Consider the following 15,671-nt stretch of genomic DNA (forward strand, 5'->3'; position numbering starts at 1 on the left):
ACCAGTCTCCCTGCCCGAACCCTCGGGCGACAGGACGACTCACACAACGACTGGACCTACAAAACGGGGTCAGTCCATACCGTCTCAGTCGTTGTGGTTGCTGCGGGGTCATGTGTGGTGACGAGGAGGGATTCGATGCGTTCACGGTCGAGACGTTGCTGGGTGAGGTCGGAAGTGGGCCCGAGCAGGCTGGTGTCGCTGACGCCATAACGGTCACGGTATGCGGCCACGGCGCGGGCGGTTGCTGTCCACTGTTCCCGACGTTCTGCGGAAGATGATGGCATGGGGCCGAGGTGACGTATCCAGGGCTGCTGTTCTGCGATGGCCTTCTCCATGAGTGCGGTCCCACGCTCTTGGATCAGCTCTTTGAGTTCGGCCAAGGCTTGAGCCATGTCCGGCGGTATCTGCCCGGTGGCTTCGGGGATGAACCCGGCGATATACCTGCGTCGTGCTGATGTGCCTCGGCCTGGGCTGGTTCGGGCTGCGAGTCGTTGGACACGGTGGCGAAGCAGGCTCGCCGGATCCTCCGCAGTGTCGATCGGGCCGGCCTGTAGCGCTCTGGTAATGAGCCGTTCAGACTGGTGTCCGGCACCTTCGGCACGACGCAGCACGGTCACGATCGACCCGAAGGACTCAGAGTACGCGATGGCCTGTCGTGTCTCGGCGTCTAGAGGCGCGTTTTCGAGGAGTGTGACAATGCGCTCCGTGTGCGCGGCTTGGGCAATGGTCTCGTATTGGTCGGCTAGGTGCGCGATCGAGGTCCATGCGTGCTGTTCGGCTTCGATGGTCTCGTGGGCGGACTTCTCCGCTCCCTCATGTTTAAGCACTCCATAGAGGATGGCGCGGGCGGTGGGCTCGGTGTCGGTGAGTTGGTGTTCTTCGAGGTGTGCTTGGTCGGTGGCAACGTAGGCGATGTTGGCGGCACGCCCGCGGGTCATGGCGACGTAGAAGTTCTCCCGCGTCATAGAAGACGAGTGCACGATCGCGTGCGCCGTGTCGACGGTCGAGCCTTGTGCACGGTGGGCGGTGACGGCGTAGCCGAGGTCGACATGCTCTGCGACGTACGCTGCGGGGAGGATCACTTTCGTGGCGTGGCGGGCGTCGGCGCGGGCGACAGTGAGCGACCCGTCGTCGTGGTGGGCGGTGACGCGCCAGCGGTCTCCGTTCTTTACCCATGAGGCGCCGCCGACGAGGAGCCGGCGATCGTTCTTCCGGGTGATGATGATGTCCCCGGTTCCGGCGTGGGTTCCGTCGTGGAGGCGGTTGCCGTCTGGAGTGACGTGTCCGTCGAGGATGCGGTCGTCGCGGGCGCGGGTGTTGAGTTCGGTGACGGTTTCGTTGGTTTCCGCGATCAGCAGGCTGGTCTTTCCGTCTGCGATGTCGGCGTACCAGGCGCGGTAGGCGGCCTCCAGGATGTCGTCGTGGTCACCGCTGACGATGCGGCCTTGGTCGTCGTAGGTGTTGATGACGTCGGGCTTGCCGAGCCGGAGTTGCAGGGAGGCGTTTTTCTCCCAGTCCGCGTGAAAGCGTCGCACGTCCGCGAGTTCAGGGGCGTCACCACGGTCTCGGACAAGGAGGCCGAACGCTCCGCCTGCATCGACAGCCGTGAGCTGTGCCCAGTCCCCGACCAGCAGAACTTTGGCGCCGACGTCGGCAGCGTGGGTGGCGATGCGTTCCAACGTGAGTGTTCCCGCGAGTGATGATTCATCGATGATGGCGAGCTGCCCTGCGCGCAGGTTCCATCTGCCGTGATCGTGTTCGTGGAGCCATTTCGCGGTGTTGTCGGTCTCGATCCCGAGGTCATCTGCGAGGACCTCGGCTGCTGCCGCTGAGGGGGCCAGTCCGATCACCGATCGTGGGCCGTGTTCTTTCTCCCACGCTCGGCGGAGCGCGCCGAGTGTGGTCGTTTTGCCGGTACCGGCGGGGCCGACGAGGACGTCGATGGTGCGGGCGGAGACGGCGATCTTCTCCACTGCGGTCTGCTGCTCCACCGACAACGTGATGCCGCGGTCATCGGGACGTGCGACGACGGCGCCGACGGTGCGCAGCGGAACGACGGGAGCTGTGGTTGCTCGGGAGAGTTCAAGGAGCGCGTCTTCGGCGTCGAGGATGCGGGTCGAAGAGTAGATGGTGTGGTGTTTGGGCCGAAACATGCTCGACCCGTCATCGCGAGTGAACTGTGCCGGCGGTGTCACCAGCTCGGGCGGCGTGAGCCGCAGCGACGCGGTTTCCGCCGCATCGACGATCATCCCGATCACGGCTTCCCGGTCGGTGACAGAGGCGAAACGTAAGCCCATCGTCTGCCTTGTGGCCTCGGCATGCAGATTCCAGCGCCGCCACGTTGACCGCTTCACACCCACCTGCGCGACGACCACGTCACCGATCTGCGCGACCTGATCGAGGGGGAGGTCGTCGGCCCGTAACGCACCATGGGGTACACCGGATTCGAGGAGCATACTCGCCCAGGTCGTGCAGTCCTCCCCCAGAACCCTGCTCGCACGGTCGCGCCACTCAGCGGTCAGGTCAGCGAGGGAACGCATCTGCTTCTCTGGTCGCGTGGCGAGTGTTGCCTGCTGTCGAAGCCGGATGATCGTCGTCTCAGACGGGTGCTTGCCGTGCCGTGCCACATACTCCTCGATAAGGCGCTCTTTCTCCTTCTCGATCGCCGCAGCCCTGGAGGAAAACTCATCAATCAGGCCATCATTGACTCCACTGATCTCCCACGCCGGGTTCCGATCACGGCCACGTTCTCTGGCCTCCCATTCGACACCGAGGACGCGGGTGAGGTGGTCGGCGAGGACCGCGTTGTAGTGTTCCGATAGTGCCACGACCGCGGCATGCAAAGGGCGCCCGTCGAGGGTGCGCCACTTCCCATCGGCTGCCTGGACACGGTTGGCGAGCACGACGTGCGAGTGCAGTTGCGGATCACCGGCGCGGGAATCGAAGTGATCAAACGCGGTCGCGATCACTCCTCGCACATCCATTTGCGCGACACCGTTCGTCCCGACCCGTGTCGCAGCAACGTCACGCTCGATCAACTCGATCACATCGCGGATTGCCTGGTGGTGTGCCCGGGCTATCAAGGCCTGTGTTCCACCATCCGCCACCGCCCACAGCACCGACACCGACTTCGGGGCAGAGAACGTGAAGTCATACCCGGCGACTGTTCGAGGACGCTTACGCGTCTTCTCCTCCGTCACGATGCGCGCCACCGCCGCCTCGCGTTGTTCGGCGTTCAACCCGTCTGAGAGACGAGCCGTGCGGATGTTCACGCGCTCCCGCAACGACTTGAACGCGAAATACGCCCGCCCCAGTTGCGCGCCCGTGGTGGGGTGCTCTCCTCTGCCCAGCAAATGCCGGAGTTGACTCTCAGTGACGAGCTCTCCGTCAGCCAGCGAGGTATCTTCCAGACCCGGGAGACCGGAACCGATCCAAAACCCTGGAGGTGTTCCTGCCTCCGTGTAGTAGCGGGTCAGTGACGTTGCGAGATCACGACCCGTGTCCCCGGCAGCGATGCTCTTCAGCAGATACCGGTAGCCCTCCCCCGCACTGAGCACACGCATCGACACCGTCACACAACACAGGTGCGATCCACACACCCAAGACCGTCGCCACCGAGCGAGCGGGGTTCTTGACGGTTAGTAGTAGCGCATCAGGTTATCTCGATGCCTCTCACTCACAGCCGTTCTGGGTTAGCCAGTCTTGTGCGGCGCGTTCGATCTGGTCGGCGTCGACGCTTGATGACGGTTCGATGGGCTGCTCATCGAGGATGATGCCGTCGCGGTCTGCGTAGACGCTGCCGGTGAGCACGAGCTGAGCACCGTCGTAGAGCTGGTGGATCGCGTTCGCGGAGGTGTATCCTGCGCTGGGCATTCCGAACGAGTGCACGTTGTCGAGTCCACGGAAAGCGGTGAGCACCGCTTCTCCGCTCGACCCGGTGCGCCCGTCTTGGAGGATTGCGACCGGCTGCTCACGGACCTTGCCTGTAACGGGGATGCTGGCGGTCGTGTCGCCATCAAGTCCCGCGCCGTCGTCCTGAACGGTGACGACGGTCTCCTGGCCGCCGTTCGTGACGAATGAAAGGGCAGGCCCGTTGGGGAGCAGCGGGGCGACACCGGAGAGCATTGGATACATATCGCCTCCGGTGTTTCCTCGCAGATCGACGATCCAGCCGCAGGTATTCGGTGCGGCGTCGACGATGCCCTGTGCTGCGGTATCGGCGTATTCGGTCTGCTGGTCGGTGGAGACGCTGCCGAGCGGCGGGATCGTGACCGTGGTGATCCCAGAGTCGGTAGTGACCGTCGGCGTGGTGAAGTTCGCCTCGGCGGTCTGGGCGGTCTGTTCCGCCTCGTCGGGGGTGAGGAAGACCGAGTGCTTCCCGCCGGCGACCCTCGCGGCCTGCGCGAGCGGCTCATGGAGTTCCTCGATGCTCGTGGCATCCGCCGCCAAACGTTCGACGTCCGCGCGCGCCGCATCCCACTCGGAGCCGCCGGCGTCCATGAAACCGAGGGCGACTTCGGCGTACTGCTCGGGTGCGGGTGGGAAGAGATAGACCCCGAACCGAGGCCCGTGGGTGTTCACCAGCCAGCCGCCCGCACCGACGAGCACTGCCAGGACGAGCGCCCCGATGCCCAGCGTGGTCAGACAGCCCCGGCGTCTACGGGGCTTCTGCTGCTGAGGGTGTTGCTGGGTTGGGGATCGAGTCATCATCTCCTCCTTACTGCTACATGGTGTAGCAGTTATGGTCGCGGTTCGATTTGAGAGCATTCAGGCACTCAGGGGGTTACAGGAGCACGATCCAGAGGATGGCGATGATCGTGCTCGCGATGAGCATTGCGCGGGTGCGGGAGACGCTGGCATCACGAGAAAGGGTGAGGACGCGGCGTTCGAGAGTCTGCCCTCCGCCGAACCCGAGTGCCGGCATCGGTGCGCCGGTCGTTGCGGTATCGAGGATCGCCCGTGCGACTCGAGTCCGCCCGTGTCTGCGGGCGGCAGATGCGTCGGCGGATTCTTCGAGAGCCTGACGAAAGTCGGCGAGTAGGCGTCGTGTACCGGGGAGCCACCACCACAGCGTCAGCGACGCACAGGCGATCACCAGGAGGAGATTGTGGCGACCGTGGGCGTGCGCTTGCTCATGCGCCAGGATCGTGGTGCCGTGTCCGCTCGCCCAGATATCGGCAGAGAGGAAGACACGAGGACGCCACAGCCCGATCGTGCAGGCGACTGCGCGACCGGGAACGAGGATGAAGCCCGCCTGATGCGGCTCACCGCCAAGCCGGGCGGAGAGGTTGTGCGCTGTGCGAGCCGAGCGCGCGAGGAGCAGGGCGAGCGCCGCCGGAGGCACGACGACGAGCATGGCGGCGATGATGGTGAGGATCGTGTGCGCGACCCAATCGGTCGGGGCCGGGAAGTTTGCAATGCCCCACGCGATCGGGGCGCGCCACGGCAGAGACAGGTGCGGTGCCAGTGCCGGAATGTACGGTACCCCGATCGCGGCCACGGGCAGCACGATCAGCACGAACAGCACCCGCGCCCGGTCCCTCGGAGCCATCGCGTCGAGGCTTGCCCGACCAGCAGCCCAGATGCCACGCAGCAGAACCGGCGCCAGCAGGAGCACGACCTGCGGGTAGAGCAGCAGTTCAGTCATCGCCGCCCTCGGTCTCCATCTCACGGACGAGCTCGCGCAGCCGTTCCAAGGTGGCCGGATCTTGCCGGGCGCGATCCACGAAGAACGACACGGCGAGATCACCATGCCGGTCGAGCAGATCATCGACCAAGCCCCGAGCGACAAGCTCCCGCGTCTCAGTTCGCGACCGCACCGGCGAGTAGACGAACTGCCGACCGTCGCGTTCCCGTACCAGTTCACCCTTACGCGCCAGGCGCTCCATCACAGTCCTCACCGTGTTGTACGCAGCGTCATGGCCTTCACGCGCGATCACCGACTGCACGGCCCGGACATCCGTCGGCGCTTCCCGCCACACGCACTCCATTACCCGCAACTCCAACGGCCCGTATCGTTCGGCCAGCGTCGAGGAGTCGGTCGAGAATGACATGCTACGCAGCGTAGCAGGCCTGACCGTCAGGGCCCTGAGCACTGGTCCGCGAGGGCGGTTAGACAGGCTGACACCACTGTTTGACATAGACTCAAGAACCGCAGAGACAAGCCAATCGAGACGTAGTTACTTTCACAGGCCCACGGGGTGCCCCCCTCTATGTAGCACCTCGTCAGCGGCGTCGACAGTGACCGGTCATCGGCGCGCCTCCCGGCGGCACAGACCAGACCTCCCCTCGCCACATCGATCTGAGATAACACAAAGTTGTGTCATCTCAGATGTTCGTGTAGGTTGAGTTCATGGCCACCGATGCTGAGCTCACCTTCGCCGATCACGCGGGCCGCTTCTACGCCCGCGAGTACAGCTTCCCGCCCGTCGCGGGCCGACTCCTCGGCTACCTCGCGGTGTGCGATCCGCCAAAGCAAAGCATCACCGAGCTCAGCGAGGCTCTGCTGGCCAGCCGGAGCGCGATCTCCCAAGCGGTGAAGCTGCTGGAGGATCACGGCAGCCTGATCCGCGGACGTGCGGCCGGGCAGCGCACCGACTACGTCAGCATCGCCCCCGGAGCGCTCAGCGTGAAGCGCGACTTCGAGGGCGGGGTGTATGCGCAGATGGCCGACCTCGCCCGCGAGGGCCTGGCCCTCCTGGATGAGACCGCGCTTCCCGAACGTCGAGCAGTGCTGGAGGAGATGGCCGCGCTCGGCGACTTCCTCGCCGAGCGCCTGCCCGCCGTCTTCACCGAGTGGGAGACCCACCGCGAACAGCTCCGCAAGAACGGAACGATCGGAGCAGATGCGGAGGCGACCACTGCCTAGACACACCTCCCGCTAAACACACCCGCGCACCCGCGAGCAGCTCAGATAACTCGCAGGTAGGTCGCGCATACCCTCTCGGGCCCCTGGGCTCCTGCGGACGGCACCCCTATGCCTCCTCCCGCCCGCTGCTCGCCGCTCGCACATGTCGCGATCGAGCGCCCGAAAACGACTTCTGCGCACCACGTATCCGCGCCGCGCTCTCCGCCCTCCATGAAAGGAACCCCATGTCCACGAACGCCAGCGAAGCGCCTCAAGCGGCGCCGCCGAAAGTGCCAGGAAGCGCCTGGCTCACCCTGATCGCCGTCGCCTTGGGAACGATGGTCGTCCAGCTCGACGGCACCGTTCTGGCTGTCGCGAACGCGTCCATCGCCTCCTACTTCAACGCAGGCTTGGACGGCATCGCCTGGGTCAACACCTCCTACCTGCTCGTCATGGCTGGACTCATGGTGCCGCTGGGCACCATCGCCGACCGCATCGGCGCGAAGAAGGCCCTTCTGATCGGCGTCGCCGGATTCGCTCTCGCCTCGTCATCGCCGGACTCTCGTTCAGCATCGTCATGCTCGTGATCGCCCGCGTCCTGCAAGGCGTGTTCGCGGCCATGCTCGTGCCCGCCGGTCTCGCGGTGATCCGCCAGACTTTCCCCGAAGCCCGCCTCGGCGTCGCGTTCGGCATCTACGGAATGGTCTCCTCCCTCGCCCTCATCGGCGGTCCCCTCGTCGGCGGGCTCATCGTGCAGGCCGCGAGCTGGCACTGGGTGTTCTTCATCAACGTACCCGTCGCCGCCGCGAGCATCCTGATCGGCATCTTCACAATCCCCCGCGCCACCGAGACCACGAACCCGCCCTGGGACATCCCCGGCGCGCTCACCTTTACGCTCGGACTCGTCGGCATCATCTGGGGCATCCAGGGCGTCCAGACCAGCGGATGGAGCGCACCGACCCTCATCCCCACGATCGCCGGTGCCGTGCTGATCGTGCTGTTCCTCGTCATCGAGAGCCGCGTCAAACACCCGATGGTGCCGCTCGACTTCTTCCGCAACCGCACCTTCTCCATCGGCGTCGGCCTGCTGGTCGCGGCGATGGCGGCGTTCTACGCCGTCGCGTTCTACCTTCTACTGTTCCTTCAGAACGTCATCGAGCTCGACGCCGCCCAGACCGGACTCATCACCCTCTGCATGACCGGCGCCTCCGTGGTCGCGTCCCTGGCCGCCGGCGCGATCAGCGACAAGTTCGGCGTCCGGGTCACGCTGTTCATCGGATCGGCAGCGCTCGCGACCGCGATGTTCCTGCTCACCACCATCAGCGGCACGAGCACCGCAGGGTCTGTCGCGCCCGCGCTCGTCCTCGTCGGCATCGGCGTCGGGTTCATCACCCCAGCCGCGACCCAGGCCATCCTCGGCGCCACACCTCCGGAGCGGGCGGGCGTCGCCTCGGGCATCCAGCAGTCCGGTCAGCAGCTCGGTTCCACGATGGGCATCGCCGTTTTCGGCAGCATCCTCGCCACCATCATCGGCGCACAGTTCCTCACCCAGCTCCCCGGGGCCGTGACCGAGGACCCCGCCGTCGCGCAGATCGCCGAGAGCGACACCGTCTCGCAGAACGTCTCCACCGGGTTCGGTCCCGCCGCGCAGCAGCACCTCGAATCCGCGCTCGGCGAGACCCTGCCCGCAAACCAAGTGACCCCGGCCGCGACCTCGATCACGGAGGCGGCGCATACGGTCTTCATCAGCGGGCTGCACACCGTGTTCCTCGTCGCCGGAGGCCTCGCCGTGCTCTGCGCGCTCCTCGCCCTGCTGGTGAACTACCGCCCACCCCGGAACGCGGAGCCCGCCGCAGCCGACACATCCCCGCACGAACCGCTGGACGGCTCCGGCCCTGCGTCCCCGACCGCGGACGTCACCGGGGGCACTCCGGCTTCACCGAAACGCGGCCCCGAGAGCGCCTGATCCGCCAGAGCGCGGCAGCGAGAAAGACGCACTCGTGGAGGGCCGAAGACTCCGGGCAGGCAGCTCATTCGTGGGCGCCCGCCCGGAGAGGAAGGAGCATCGCATGTCCCCAGAGAACCGGCCGTCGTCGGGCCGACTCGCACATGGCGAGCTGCGCGTGCTCCTGCTCCGGGCTCTCGAACAGGAACCACAGCACGGGTACGACCTGATGCGCCACCTCGGTGAGCAAGTCGGAGGCGGCTACCGGCCCAGCCCTGGCGCCATCTACCCACGGCTCAGCCTGCTCGCCAGCGAGGGCCTCGTCGAGAAAGCGCGATCCGGGCGGCAGATCGTCTACACCCTCACAAGTCACGGGCGCGCTGCATTGCGGCTCTCCCCAGCTGCGGAACGCCGCACCAAGACCGAGGAGGACCTCGTGTCGGCGTGCACCGTGCGGGATGCTCTGCACGGTTTCACTCAGGCCGTTGAAGCCATGCTCGACCAGCGCTCACGAGAAGCAGGCACGCTCCGAAGCTCAGTGGCCCGGGAGATGAACCGTGAGCTGGCGAGGGCAGAGCGGGTCATCACCACGCTCCTCACGGCGGCTCCGGCCACACCGGGTGCGCCCCGCGGCGAGAGCAGCCAATGATGGGCGCCCAGCGGACCGAACTCCTTAAAGGAATGCTCGAAGGCGCCGTGCTCGAGAACCTCGCGGCCCAGCCCTGCCACGGATACGAGCTCGTCACGCGGCTGCATCGGCAAGGATTCTCGGAACTCGCGCAGAGCACCGTGTATTCGCTGCTCGCCCGTGCCGAACGCAGAGGGCTTGTGAGCGCCACCCACGACAGCTCGATCACGGGTCCGCCGCGAAAGGTGTTCGCTCTGACCGCGCAAGGTCGTGAACATCTCCGTGAGTTCTGGCGGATGTGGACCCTCATCTCCGACGTGCTCGAACATCTCCGCCAGGAAAGCGAATGAGCTCGCCCCGGCCCCTCGCTGCCGAGTCCCCGGACTCGCGCGGCAAGACGGCCGGGTCGGACCCGCTCGGGGCATTCGAACCGCTGATCGCAAGGACCGGCACGCTGCACCGACCTCGCGGCCCTTCCGCGTACGACTGCGTTCGGCTGATCGTTGCGCGCGACGGCACTGCGGTCTTGTTCAGCGAGTTCGGCGAGCGACCGATTCGACCCGGCGCTGTCCTGCTCCACCAACCTACCGACTGCTGGACCGCGGCACGAGCAGTTCCTATAGGGGGGAACAAGAAGATCCGTCATCGGTACGTGCAGGTAGGAGTTTCCCCCTTACGCACTGCAGCATTGGCTTCTGCTTGGCCCGTCGAGAGACCAGAAAGCGCCTTCAAGTCCACCTCAGGTAGATCTGGAATCATAAGAACCGCAGATCAGAACGAACTACTTCTGCGACCCCGCGGGGTTCCTGCTTCGAGGTAGCACCTCGTCAATACGGAGGCCGCATCGCCGTCGCCGATCACCACCGAGTTCGGCAGATACCGTTGTTCTCTCCGACGATGACCACTCTGATGGATACGGTCAGGCCGTGGCGCCGCGATACCGGGGACCGCCAAACGACAGTCGATTCACCTCACCTGCCGCTGTTACCTCATTCCTGTTCGCGGGGCCAAGTGCGGAGGCGACGACGGGCGTTCGCGTATGGCGAGGAGGTGTTGAACTGGATCATCCTGCCCGCCGTGTACTTGCCGTACCACGGGCTTCCGTAAAGTTCCTCGTCGCTGCGCTCCTCAATGAGCGCCATAATGCCGGATTTGGCTCGCGCGAAGCGTTCGAGCAGCTCGGCCCATGACAGGCAGGCGTAGTCGCGATAGAACCGCTGGGCGAGATCGCCGAGCTGGTTCCAGGTGAAGCCCGGGGCCGGGAACTCGGGCTCCTCGCCGCGGCCCCGTTGTTCATGCCAGGACAGCACCAGTTCGTTCCAGCCGATGAGATAGGCCACTAGGTCGGCCGGGCTCATCATCGTGTCGGCCTTGTGTCCTGCCAAGGACTCCTCGCGCGCTCGGCCTTCCGGGACTCGTTCCAGATCTCGAACGAGCTTGCGGTAACCGTCTTCGACCGCGTGCAGCAACTCGGCCTTGGATTGCGGTACGGCCACGACTAGATTCCCCTCAGCGAAGGCGTGAACTGATGCCAGTATTCAGGCCGGCAACGAATCATCTGGCCCTGAGCTGCCGTCCCGGGCCTGCCGCGCACGGTACCGGCGGGCGGCGATGAAGGATCGCACTCCGAAGCCGATGTAGACCAGGAGCACAATGAACATGATGGTGCTCACGATCACGGCCATCGGGCGCTCGGCGGTGCCGGCGAACACGTCGCCGAGCTTTACCACGTTCATCACGGAGCCGGCCGCCCCCAGCAGGGCGATGACGAGTGCGGCATGGATCGCGTGCCGGTGCGCTCGTGGTTTGAGCGCGATGAAACCCGCGACCAGGATCAACGCTCCCACGATGGACGGGATGAGGGCTGTCCAGCTCGTCATCCCGGACGTGACGTAGGCGATGACTCCTGCGGCGACGAGGAGTGCTCCTACCCCGATGGTGAGCTTGTTCATGGATGTGTCCTTTCGTTCGGGTTTTCAGGAATTCGAGTTCAGGGGTTCGAGACGCGGTCACCGGGTCGGCAGGGGACGGCGCCAGAAGCGGCGGTTCGCCCATACCCGGTAGATCAGCTGCAGCGCCCGTGTGAGGGCGTAGCGCAACGCGACGCCAGCTGTGCCGGCGGCGACGGCGATGAGGGCGATGCGCCAGTCGGTGAGATCGACGTCGAAGATCTCGCGGCCAGCGGGGGTGAGGATGACGGCAAGCATGCTCGCGATCATCGCTCCCACGAGCAGGAGTTTCCACGGCTGGTAGGGGCGGGCGACGGTGAGGAGCACGGAGAAGGCGACGATGACGAGGGCGAGGAACGCGGCACTGGCCGCAGCAGTGTGCCCCTTCCCACTGGTGCCGACGATGCTGCCGGCGACGAGGTAGGCGGTGTAGGCGGCGGCTGCGGCGCTGATGCCGCCGGGGACAGCGGCCCCGAGCACGCGTTTGACGAATCCGTCCTCGGCGCGCGCGGTGTTGGGTGCGAGTGCGAGGAAGAACGCGGGGATGCCGATGGTGAACCAGGAGATCAACGCACGTGCCGTGGGAGGAACGGGTACGGCACGGTTGTGAGCGCGACAGCGAGGGCGAGGAGGATCGAGTAGAGGGTCTTGGTGAGGAACAGGGTGGCGACGCGTTCGATGTTGCCGATGACGCGGCGCCCCTCGGCGACCACGTGCGGGAGCGTGGCGAAGGAGTTGTCGAGCAGGACGATGCGGGCCACCGCTCGGGCTGCTGGGGAGCCGGATCCCATGGCGACGCCGACGTCGGCGTCTTTGAGGGCGAGGACGTCGTTGACGCCGTCTCCGGTCATCGCCACGGTGCGCCCGTCGGCCTGCAGGGAGTGCACGATCGCGCGTTTCTGGGTCGGGGTCACCCGTCCGAACGTGGTGTGCTCACGCACCTCACTGCTGAAGGTCGGGGTATCAGGGTCGAGAGTGCGGGCATCAACGGTGTCGTCAGCGCCCGGGATACCGACACCGGTGGCGATCGCAGCGACAGCGGCAGGGTTATCTCCGGAGACCACTTTCAGGTCGACGTCCTGTTCGGCGAAGTACGCGATCGCGCCGGGCGCCTCGGGACGCAGCCGCTGATCGAGCTCGATCAGCGCGACCGGTTCCATATCCCCCGGCAGGCCCTCGGCGGGAAGCGCGGTCCCGGTTCGGGCCAGTGCGAGGACACGGATTCCGGTCGCTGCGAGGTCGTCGCTGCGCTGCCGCATCGGCCCGCCCGTAAGCAGCACGTCAGGTGCGCCGAGCACCCACGTCCCGTCGCGGGCGGTGTCGACGGCCGCCCATTTGCGGGCGGAAGAGAACGCGATCGTTCGCGGTCGTCTCGATCGGGTCCGCATCGACGGCATCGAGGATCGCTGTCATGCTCGCGTTCGGCTTCCCTTCGGCAGCGCCGAACGTGGCCAGCACCCTCGCCACGAGCCCGGCGTCCGCATCGGGGGTGTCGATGGCGCGCACCCGCATGCCGTCCTCGGTCAAGGTGCCGGTCTTGTCGGTGCAGACGACATCGACGCGAGCGAGCTGCTCGATCGCGGGAAGATCCTGCACCAGGCACTGACGCCGCCCCAACCGGATCACCCCGACGGCCATCGCGATGCTCGTCATCAGGACGAGCCCTTCGGGGACCATGGGCACCAGTGCGGCGACGAGTCCGCGGATCGCGTCCGGCCAGGACTGGTCGTTGACGACGATCTGGTTGAAGATCGTGAGGATCCCGACGGGGATGAGCGCCCAGGTGACGTACACGAGGATACGATCAATACCCTGCCGCAACTGGGATGTGGGCTTGCGGAACGAAGACGCTTCACGAGCAAGCCGGCTAGCGTAGGCATGCTCGCCCACGGCGGTGGCGCGCAGCTTCGCCGACCCGGCAGCAACGAAACTGCCCGACATCACCAGCGCCCCGACCTCACCGACCACCGGCTCGGACTCCCCCGTCAACAAAGACTCGTCAACCTCCAACCCGAGTGTCTCGACGATCTCACCATCGACGGGAATCTGATCCCCCGCACCAACCTGCACGATGTCATCGAGCACGATCTCCTCGGCGTCCACCTCGACCACTCCCTCGGACCGGAGCACTTGGGCCGGCGCGCGGTTCAAGAGGGCGAGGCGGTCCAGGGTGCGTTTCGCGCGGATCTCCTGCACCATCCCCACGACACTGTTCACCACGATCAGCAGCGCGAACACCCCATCGATGAGATACCCCGTGCCGAGGATCATCAGGAACAAGATCGAATAGATCAGATTGATCCGGGTGAACACATTCGCCCGAACGATCTCCCCCAATGTGCGACTCGTGCGATGCTCGACGACATTCGTCTCACCGCGCGCCACTCTTTCAGCAACCGCAGCAGGCGTCAGGGGTGTGTAAGAGTTCATCGGGTTTCCTCAGCGTCCGGGCGCAAAGCCCGCTTCTCTTGGTGCCTCCAGTCTCCACCGACATTGGTGGGCGCACATTGACCTCGATAGTTGCCCCTCAGGAGCACCGCAAGATCGAATCGGGAATGAGCTGTCTTGGAGACAAAACAGGTCGGGAACTTCATTCTGTTCGTCCTCGATCGGCCCTCTTGAGAAGGTGAGTGGACGGGGCGTGTCCGTAGATGGAGCGAAAGGCTCGCGACGCGTGACTGGCGTCGCGCCAACCCACCTCTCGAGCGGCTTCAGCAACAGTGAAGTTTCCCGTTGCGAGAAGGTCCAGCATCCGTTGGGCGCGAAGCTCTCGCAGATAGCGGAAGGGGGTGGTGCCTGCGTGTTCGATGAACAGGCGCCTCAGTTGTGAGGGGGAAAGCGAGACCTCGCTTGCCAGCTGCTCCGCGCTCCAGCGACGCTCAGGCGCGGATACCAGTGCACGGATGGCGCCCATCACCTCTTGGCGACATGGTCGAAATCGCCGGTCAAGTCCCTTCTCGTGGTGTAACTCGGTTCATGCGGTGAGGAGTAGCTCGGGGCGTGCCGGTTCGGCGGTTTCGGAGAGGGTGTGGACGAGTTTGCGCATGGAGGTGTCGGAGAAGTAGCGGCGTTCGCCGTAGCCCCATTCCTCGTGCTGCTCCTGCAGCACGGCGCCGATCAGGCGAGTCACGGAGTCGCGGTCGGGGAAGATCTGGACGACGTCGGCGCGGCGTTTGATCTCCCGGTTGAGGCGTTCGATGGGGTTGTTGGACCAGACCTTCTGCCAGTGCTCGCGGGGCAGCGGCGCGAACCCGGTGAGGTCGGCTTCGGCGCCCTCGAGCATCGTTGCGATCTCGGGGAACGATGAGCGGAGGCTGTCGGTGACGGCCTTGTATTGGGCGACCACGGCTTCGGAGGTCGTCTGCGCGAAGATCGTCGAGATCAGCGCGTTGACGGGCTTCGAGCGGGCTGACCCGAGCTTCTGGGTGATGTTGCGGGCGAAATGAACCCGACATCTTTGCCACCCGCTCCCGGGCAGGATCGCCTTGACCGCAGCCTTCAGACCGGCATGGGCATCGGACGTGACCAGGGCGACGCCGAGGGGGTCGGTGGCCGTCGCGATCTTCAGCCCACGGTCCCGGAGCCCACGGAGGAACTCGGTCCAGAAGTCGGTGGTCTCCGCGTCGCCGAGGGCCATCCCGAGGATCTCTCGCCGGCCCTCACCGCTGACACCGGTGGCGACGACGAGGGCTTGCGAGACGACGCGGCCGCGGTGGCGGACGTCGAGGTAGGTGGCGTCCAGGAACAGGTACGGGAACCAGGTGTGATCGATCCGGCGGTGCAGGAACTCCTGAACGGTCTCGTCGATCTCGGAGCAGATCCGCGAGACCGTCGACCGGGAGATGCCGGTGTCATTGCCCAACGCGCGGACCAGCTGGTCGACCTTGCGGGTGGACACCCCGTCGATCCATGCCTGGCAGATCACCGCGTAAAGCGCCTTGTCGACCCGGCGGCGCGGGTGCAGCAGGCTCGGGAAGAACGAGCCTTCGCGCAGCTTCGGGATCTGAAGGTCGACCTCGCCCGCGGGGGTCGCGAGCGTCTTCGGGCGGCTGCCGTTGCGGCGGGTGATCCGCTCCGGGGTGCGCTCGTGCGGTGCGGCGCCGATCTTGACCGTCGCTTCCGCATCGATCAGATCCTGCAGCCCCGCTTGCAGCATTCGTCGGAACACGTCGGAGTGCGCGAGCTCGGGATCGGCGAGGACTTCGCCGATGAGGGTCGTCAAGGCAGACTGATACTGGGTCATCGTGGGGTCACTTTCGTGGTTCTTGGCGGAACAACAGGTCTCCCACGATGACCCTCCTC

General features: G+C 65.7%; 16 protein-coding genes. 5 read left to right on the forward strand and 11 right to left on the reverse strand.

The window, feature by feature from the left end:
- Positions 1-56 precede the first annotated feature (56 nt).
- The 4 genes from mobF to ACPYN4_RS14815 all read right to left on the reverse strand — a co-directional run bounded on the left by mobF (position 57) and on the right by ACPYN4_RS14815 (position 6,053).
- A complete protein-coding gene (gene mobF / locus ACPYN4_RS14800; protein WP_424446786.1) occupies positions 57-3,575 on the reverse strand; it encodes a MobF family relaxase in 3,519 nt (1,172 codons plus the stop codon).
- Positions 3,576-3,672: 97 nt separating this feature from the next.
- Entirely contained in the window at positions 3,673-4,707 is a 1,035-nt protein-coding gene (locus ACPYN4_RS14805) for a S41 family peptidase (protein ID WP_424446787.1), read from the reverse strand.
- A 76-nt stretch (positions 4,708-4,783) separates the two neighbouring features.
- Positions 4,784-5,647 (reverse strand): M56 family metallopeptidase, encoded by an 864-nt coding sequence (locus ACPYN4_RS14810; RefSeq protein ID WP_424446788.1) that lies wholly within the window; start codon positions 5,645-5,647, stop codon positions 4,784-4,786.
- Entirely contained in the window at positions 5,640-6,053 is a 414-nt protein-coding gene (locus tag ACPYN4_RS14815; RefSeq protein ID WP_424446789.1) for a BlaI/MecI/CopY family transcriptional regulator, read from the reverse strand. The genes ACPYN4_RS14810 and ACPYN4_RS14815 overlap by 8 nt, the downstream gene beginning before the upstream one ends.
- A gap of 299 nt (positions 6,054-6,352) precedes the next feature.
- Between ACPYN4_RS14815 and ACPYN4_RS14820 the strand changes: the two genes are divergently transcribed.
- From ACPYN4_RS14820 to ACPYN4_RS14840, 5 genes are all read left to right on the forward strand, one after another.
- Positions 6,353-6,868 carry a GbsR/MarR family transcriptional regulator gene (locus ACPYN4_RS14820; RefSeq protein ID WP_424446790.1) on the forward strand — a complete coding sequence of 172 codons (516 nt, stop codon included), beginning with the start codon at positions 6,353-6,355 and terminating at the stop codon, positions 6,866-6,868.
- 224 nt (positions 6,869-7,092) lie between these two features.
- Entirely contained in the window at positions 7,093-7,434 is a 342-nt protein-coding gene (locus tag ACPYN4_RS14825) for an MFS transporter (RefSeq protein WP_424446791.1), read from the forward strand.
- Complete coding sequence (locus ACPYN4_RS14830; protein WP_424446793.1) at positions 7,425-8,813, forward strand: MFS transporter; 1,389 nt, start codon at positions 7,425-7,427, stop codon at positions 8,811-8,813. Before ACPYN4_RS14825 ends, ACPYN4_RS14830 begins: the two co-directional genes overlap by 10 nt.
- Before the next feature lie 103 nt (positions 8,814-8,916).
- Positions 8,917-9,441: a PadR family transcriptional regulator gene (locus tag ACPYN4_RS14835; protein ID WP_424446794.1), complete on the forward strand. Its 525-nt coding sequence runs from the start codon at positions 8,917-8,919 to the stop codon at positions 9,439-9,441.
- Positions 9,441-9,770: a PadR family transcriptional regulator gene (locus tag ACPYN4_RS14840; RefSeq protein ID WP_424446795.1), complete on the forward strand. Its 330-nt coding sequence runs from the start codon at positions 9,441-9,443 to the stop codon at positions 9,768-9,770. The genes ACPYN4_RS14835 and ACPYN4_RS14840 overlap by 1 nt, the downstream gene beginning before the upstream one ends.
- Positions 9,771-10,409: 639 nt before the next feature.
- Here ACPYN4_RS14840 and ACPYN4_RS14845 read toward each other — a convergent pair.
- The 7 genes from ACPYN4_RS14845 to ACPYN4_RS14875 all read right to left on the reverse strand — a co-directional run bounded on the left by ACPYN4_RS14845 (position 10,410) and on the right by ACPYN4_RS14875 (position 15,612).
- Positions 10,410-10,916, reverse strand: a complete 507-nt coding sequence (locus ACPYN4_RS14845; protein WP_424446796.1) for a ClbS/DfsB family four-helix bundle protein — start codon at positions 10,914-10,916, stop codon at positions 10,410-10,412.
- A gap of 42 nt (positions 10,917-10,958) precedes the next feature.
- Entirely contained in the window at positions 10,959-11,372 is a 414-nt protein-coding gene (locus ACPYN4_RS14850; protein WP_424446797.1) for a hypothetical protein, read from the reverse strand.
- Positions 11,373-11,429: 57 nt separating this feature from the next.
- Complete coding sequence (locus tag ACPYN4_RS14855) at positions 11,430-11,939, reverse strand: hypothetical protein (protein ID WP_424446798.1); 510 nt, start codon at positions 11,937-11,939, stop codon at positions 11,430-11,432.
- Positions 11,936-12,667 carry an HAD-IC family P-type ATPase gene (locus ACPYN4_RS14860; protein WP_424446799.1) on the reverse strand — a complete coding sequence of 244 codons (732 nt, stop codon included), beginning with the start codon at positions 12,665-12,667 and terminating at the stop codon, positions 11,936-11,938. The genes ACPYN4_RS14855 and ACPYN4_RS14860 overlap by 4 nt, the downstream gene beginning before the upstream one ends.
- Positions 12,651-13,799, reverse strand: coding sequence for an HAD-IC family P-type ATPase (locus tag ACPYN4_RS14865; RefSeq protein WP_424446800.1), 1,149 nt, complete (start codon positions 13,797-13,799; stop codon positions 12,651-12,653). Before ACPYN4_RS14865 ends, ACPYN4_RS14860 begins: the two co-directional genes overlap by 17 nt.
- A 160-nt stretch (positions 13,800-13,959) precedes the next feature.
- Positions 13,960-14,283, reverse strand: coding sequence for a helix-turn-helix transcriptional regulator (locus ACPYN4_RS14870; RefSeq protein ID WP_424446801.1), 324 nt, complete (start codon positions 14,281-14,283; stop codon positions 13,960-13,962).
- Between the two features lie 60 nt (positions 14,284-14,343).
- On the reverse strand, positions 14,344-15,612 hold the full coding sequence (locus tag ACPYN4_RS14875) for an IS256 family transposase (protein ID WP_424446802.1): 1,269 nt from the start codon (positions 15,610-15,612) through the stop codon (positions 14,344-14,346).
- Positions 15,613-15,671 lie beyond the last annotated feature (59 nt).

Origin of the sequence: Microbacterium sp. CH-015 (assembly GCF_049707015.1) — a bacterium.
Taxonomy (GTDB): Bacteria; Actinomycetota; Actinomycetes; order Actinomycetales; family Microbacteriaceae; genus Microbacterium; species Microbacterium aurum.

Coding starts and splice junctions, on each gene's coding strand:
- ACPYN4_RS14865 (WP_424446800.1), bottom strand. CDS start 13,799: ATGAACTCTTACACACCCCTGACGCCTGCTGCGGTTGCTGAAAGAGTG.
- ACPYN4_RS14835 (WP_424446794.1), top strand. CDS start 8,917: ATGTCCCCAGAGAACCGGCCGTCGTCGGGCCGACTCGCACATGGCGAG.
- ACPYN4_RS14830 (WP_424446793.1), top strand. CDS start 7,425: ATGCTCGTGATCGCCCGCGTCCTGCAAGGCGTGTTCGCGGCCATGCTC.
- ACPYN4_RS14815 (WP_424446789.1), bottom strand. CDS start 6,053: ATGTCATTCTCGACCGACTCCTCGACGCTGGCCGAACGATACGGGCCG.
- ACPYN4_RS14820 (WP_424446790.1), top strand. CDS start 6,353: ATGGCCACCGATGCTGAGCTCACCTTCGCCGATCACGCGGGCCGCTTC.
- ACPYN4_RS14870 (WP_424446801.1), bottom strand. CDS start 14,283: ATGGGCGCCATCCGTGCACTGGTATCCGCGCCTGAGCGTCGCTGGAGC.
- ACPYN4_RS14825 (WP_424446791.1), top strand. CDS start 7,093: ATGTCCACGAACGCCAGCGAAGCGCCTCAAGCGGCGCCGCCGAAAGTG.
- ACPYN4_RS14810 (WP_424446788.1), bottom strand. CDS start 5,647: ATGACTGAACTGCTGCTCTACCCGCAGGTCGTGCTCCTGCTGGCGCCG.
- ACPYN4_RS14805 (WP_424446787.1), bottom strand. CDS start 4,707: ATGACTCGATCCCCAACCCAGCAACACCCTCAGCAGCAGAAGCCCCGT.
- ACPYN4_RS14840 (WP_424446795.1), top strand. CDS start 9,441: ATGGGCGCCCAGCGGACCGAACTCCTTAAAGGAATGCTCGAAGGCGCC.
- ACPYN4_RS14875 (WP_424446802.1), bottom strand. CDS start 15,612: ATGACCCAGTATCAGTCTGCCTTGACGACCCTCATCGGCGAAGTCCTC.
- ACPYN4_RS14850 (WP_424446797.1), bottom strand. CDS start 11,372: ATGAACAAGCTCACCATCGGGGTAGGAGCACTCCTCGTCGCCGCAGGA.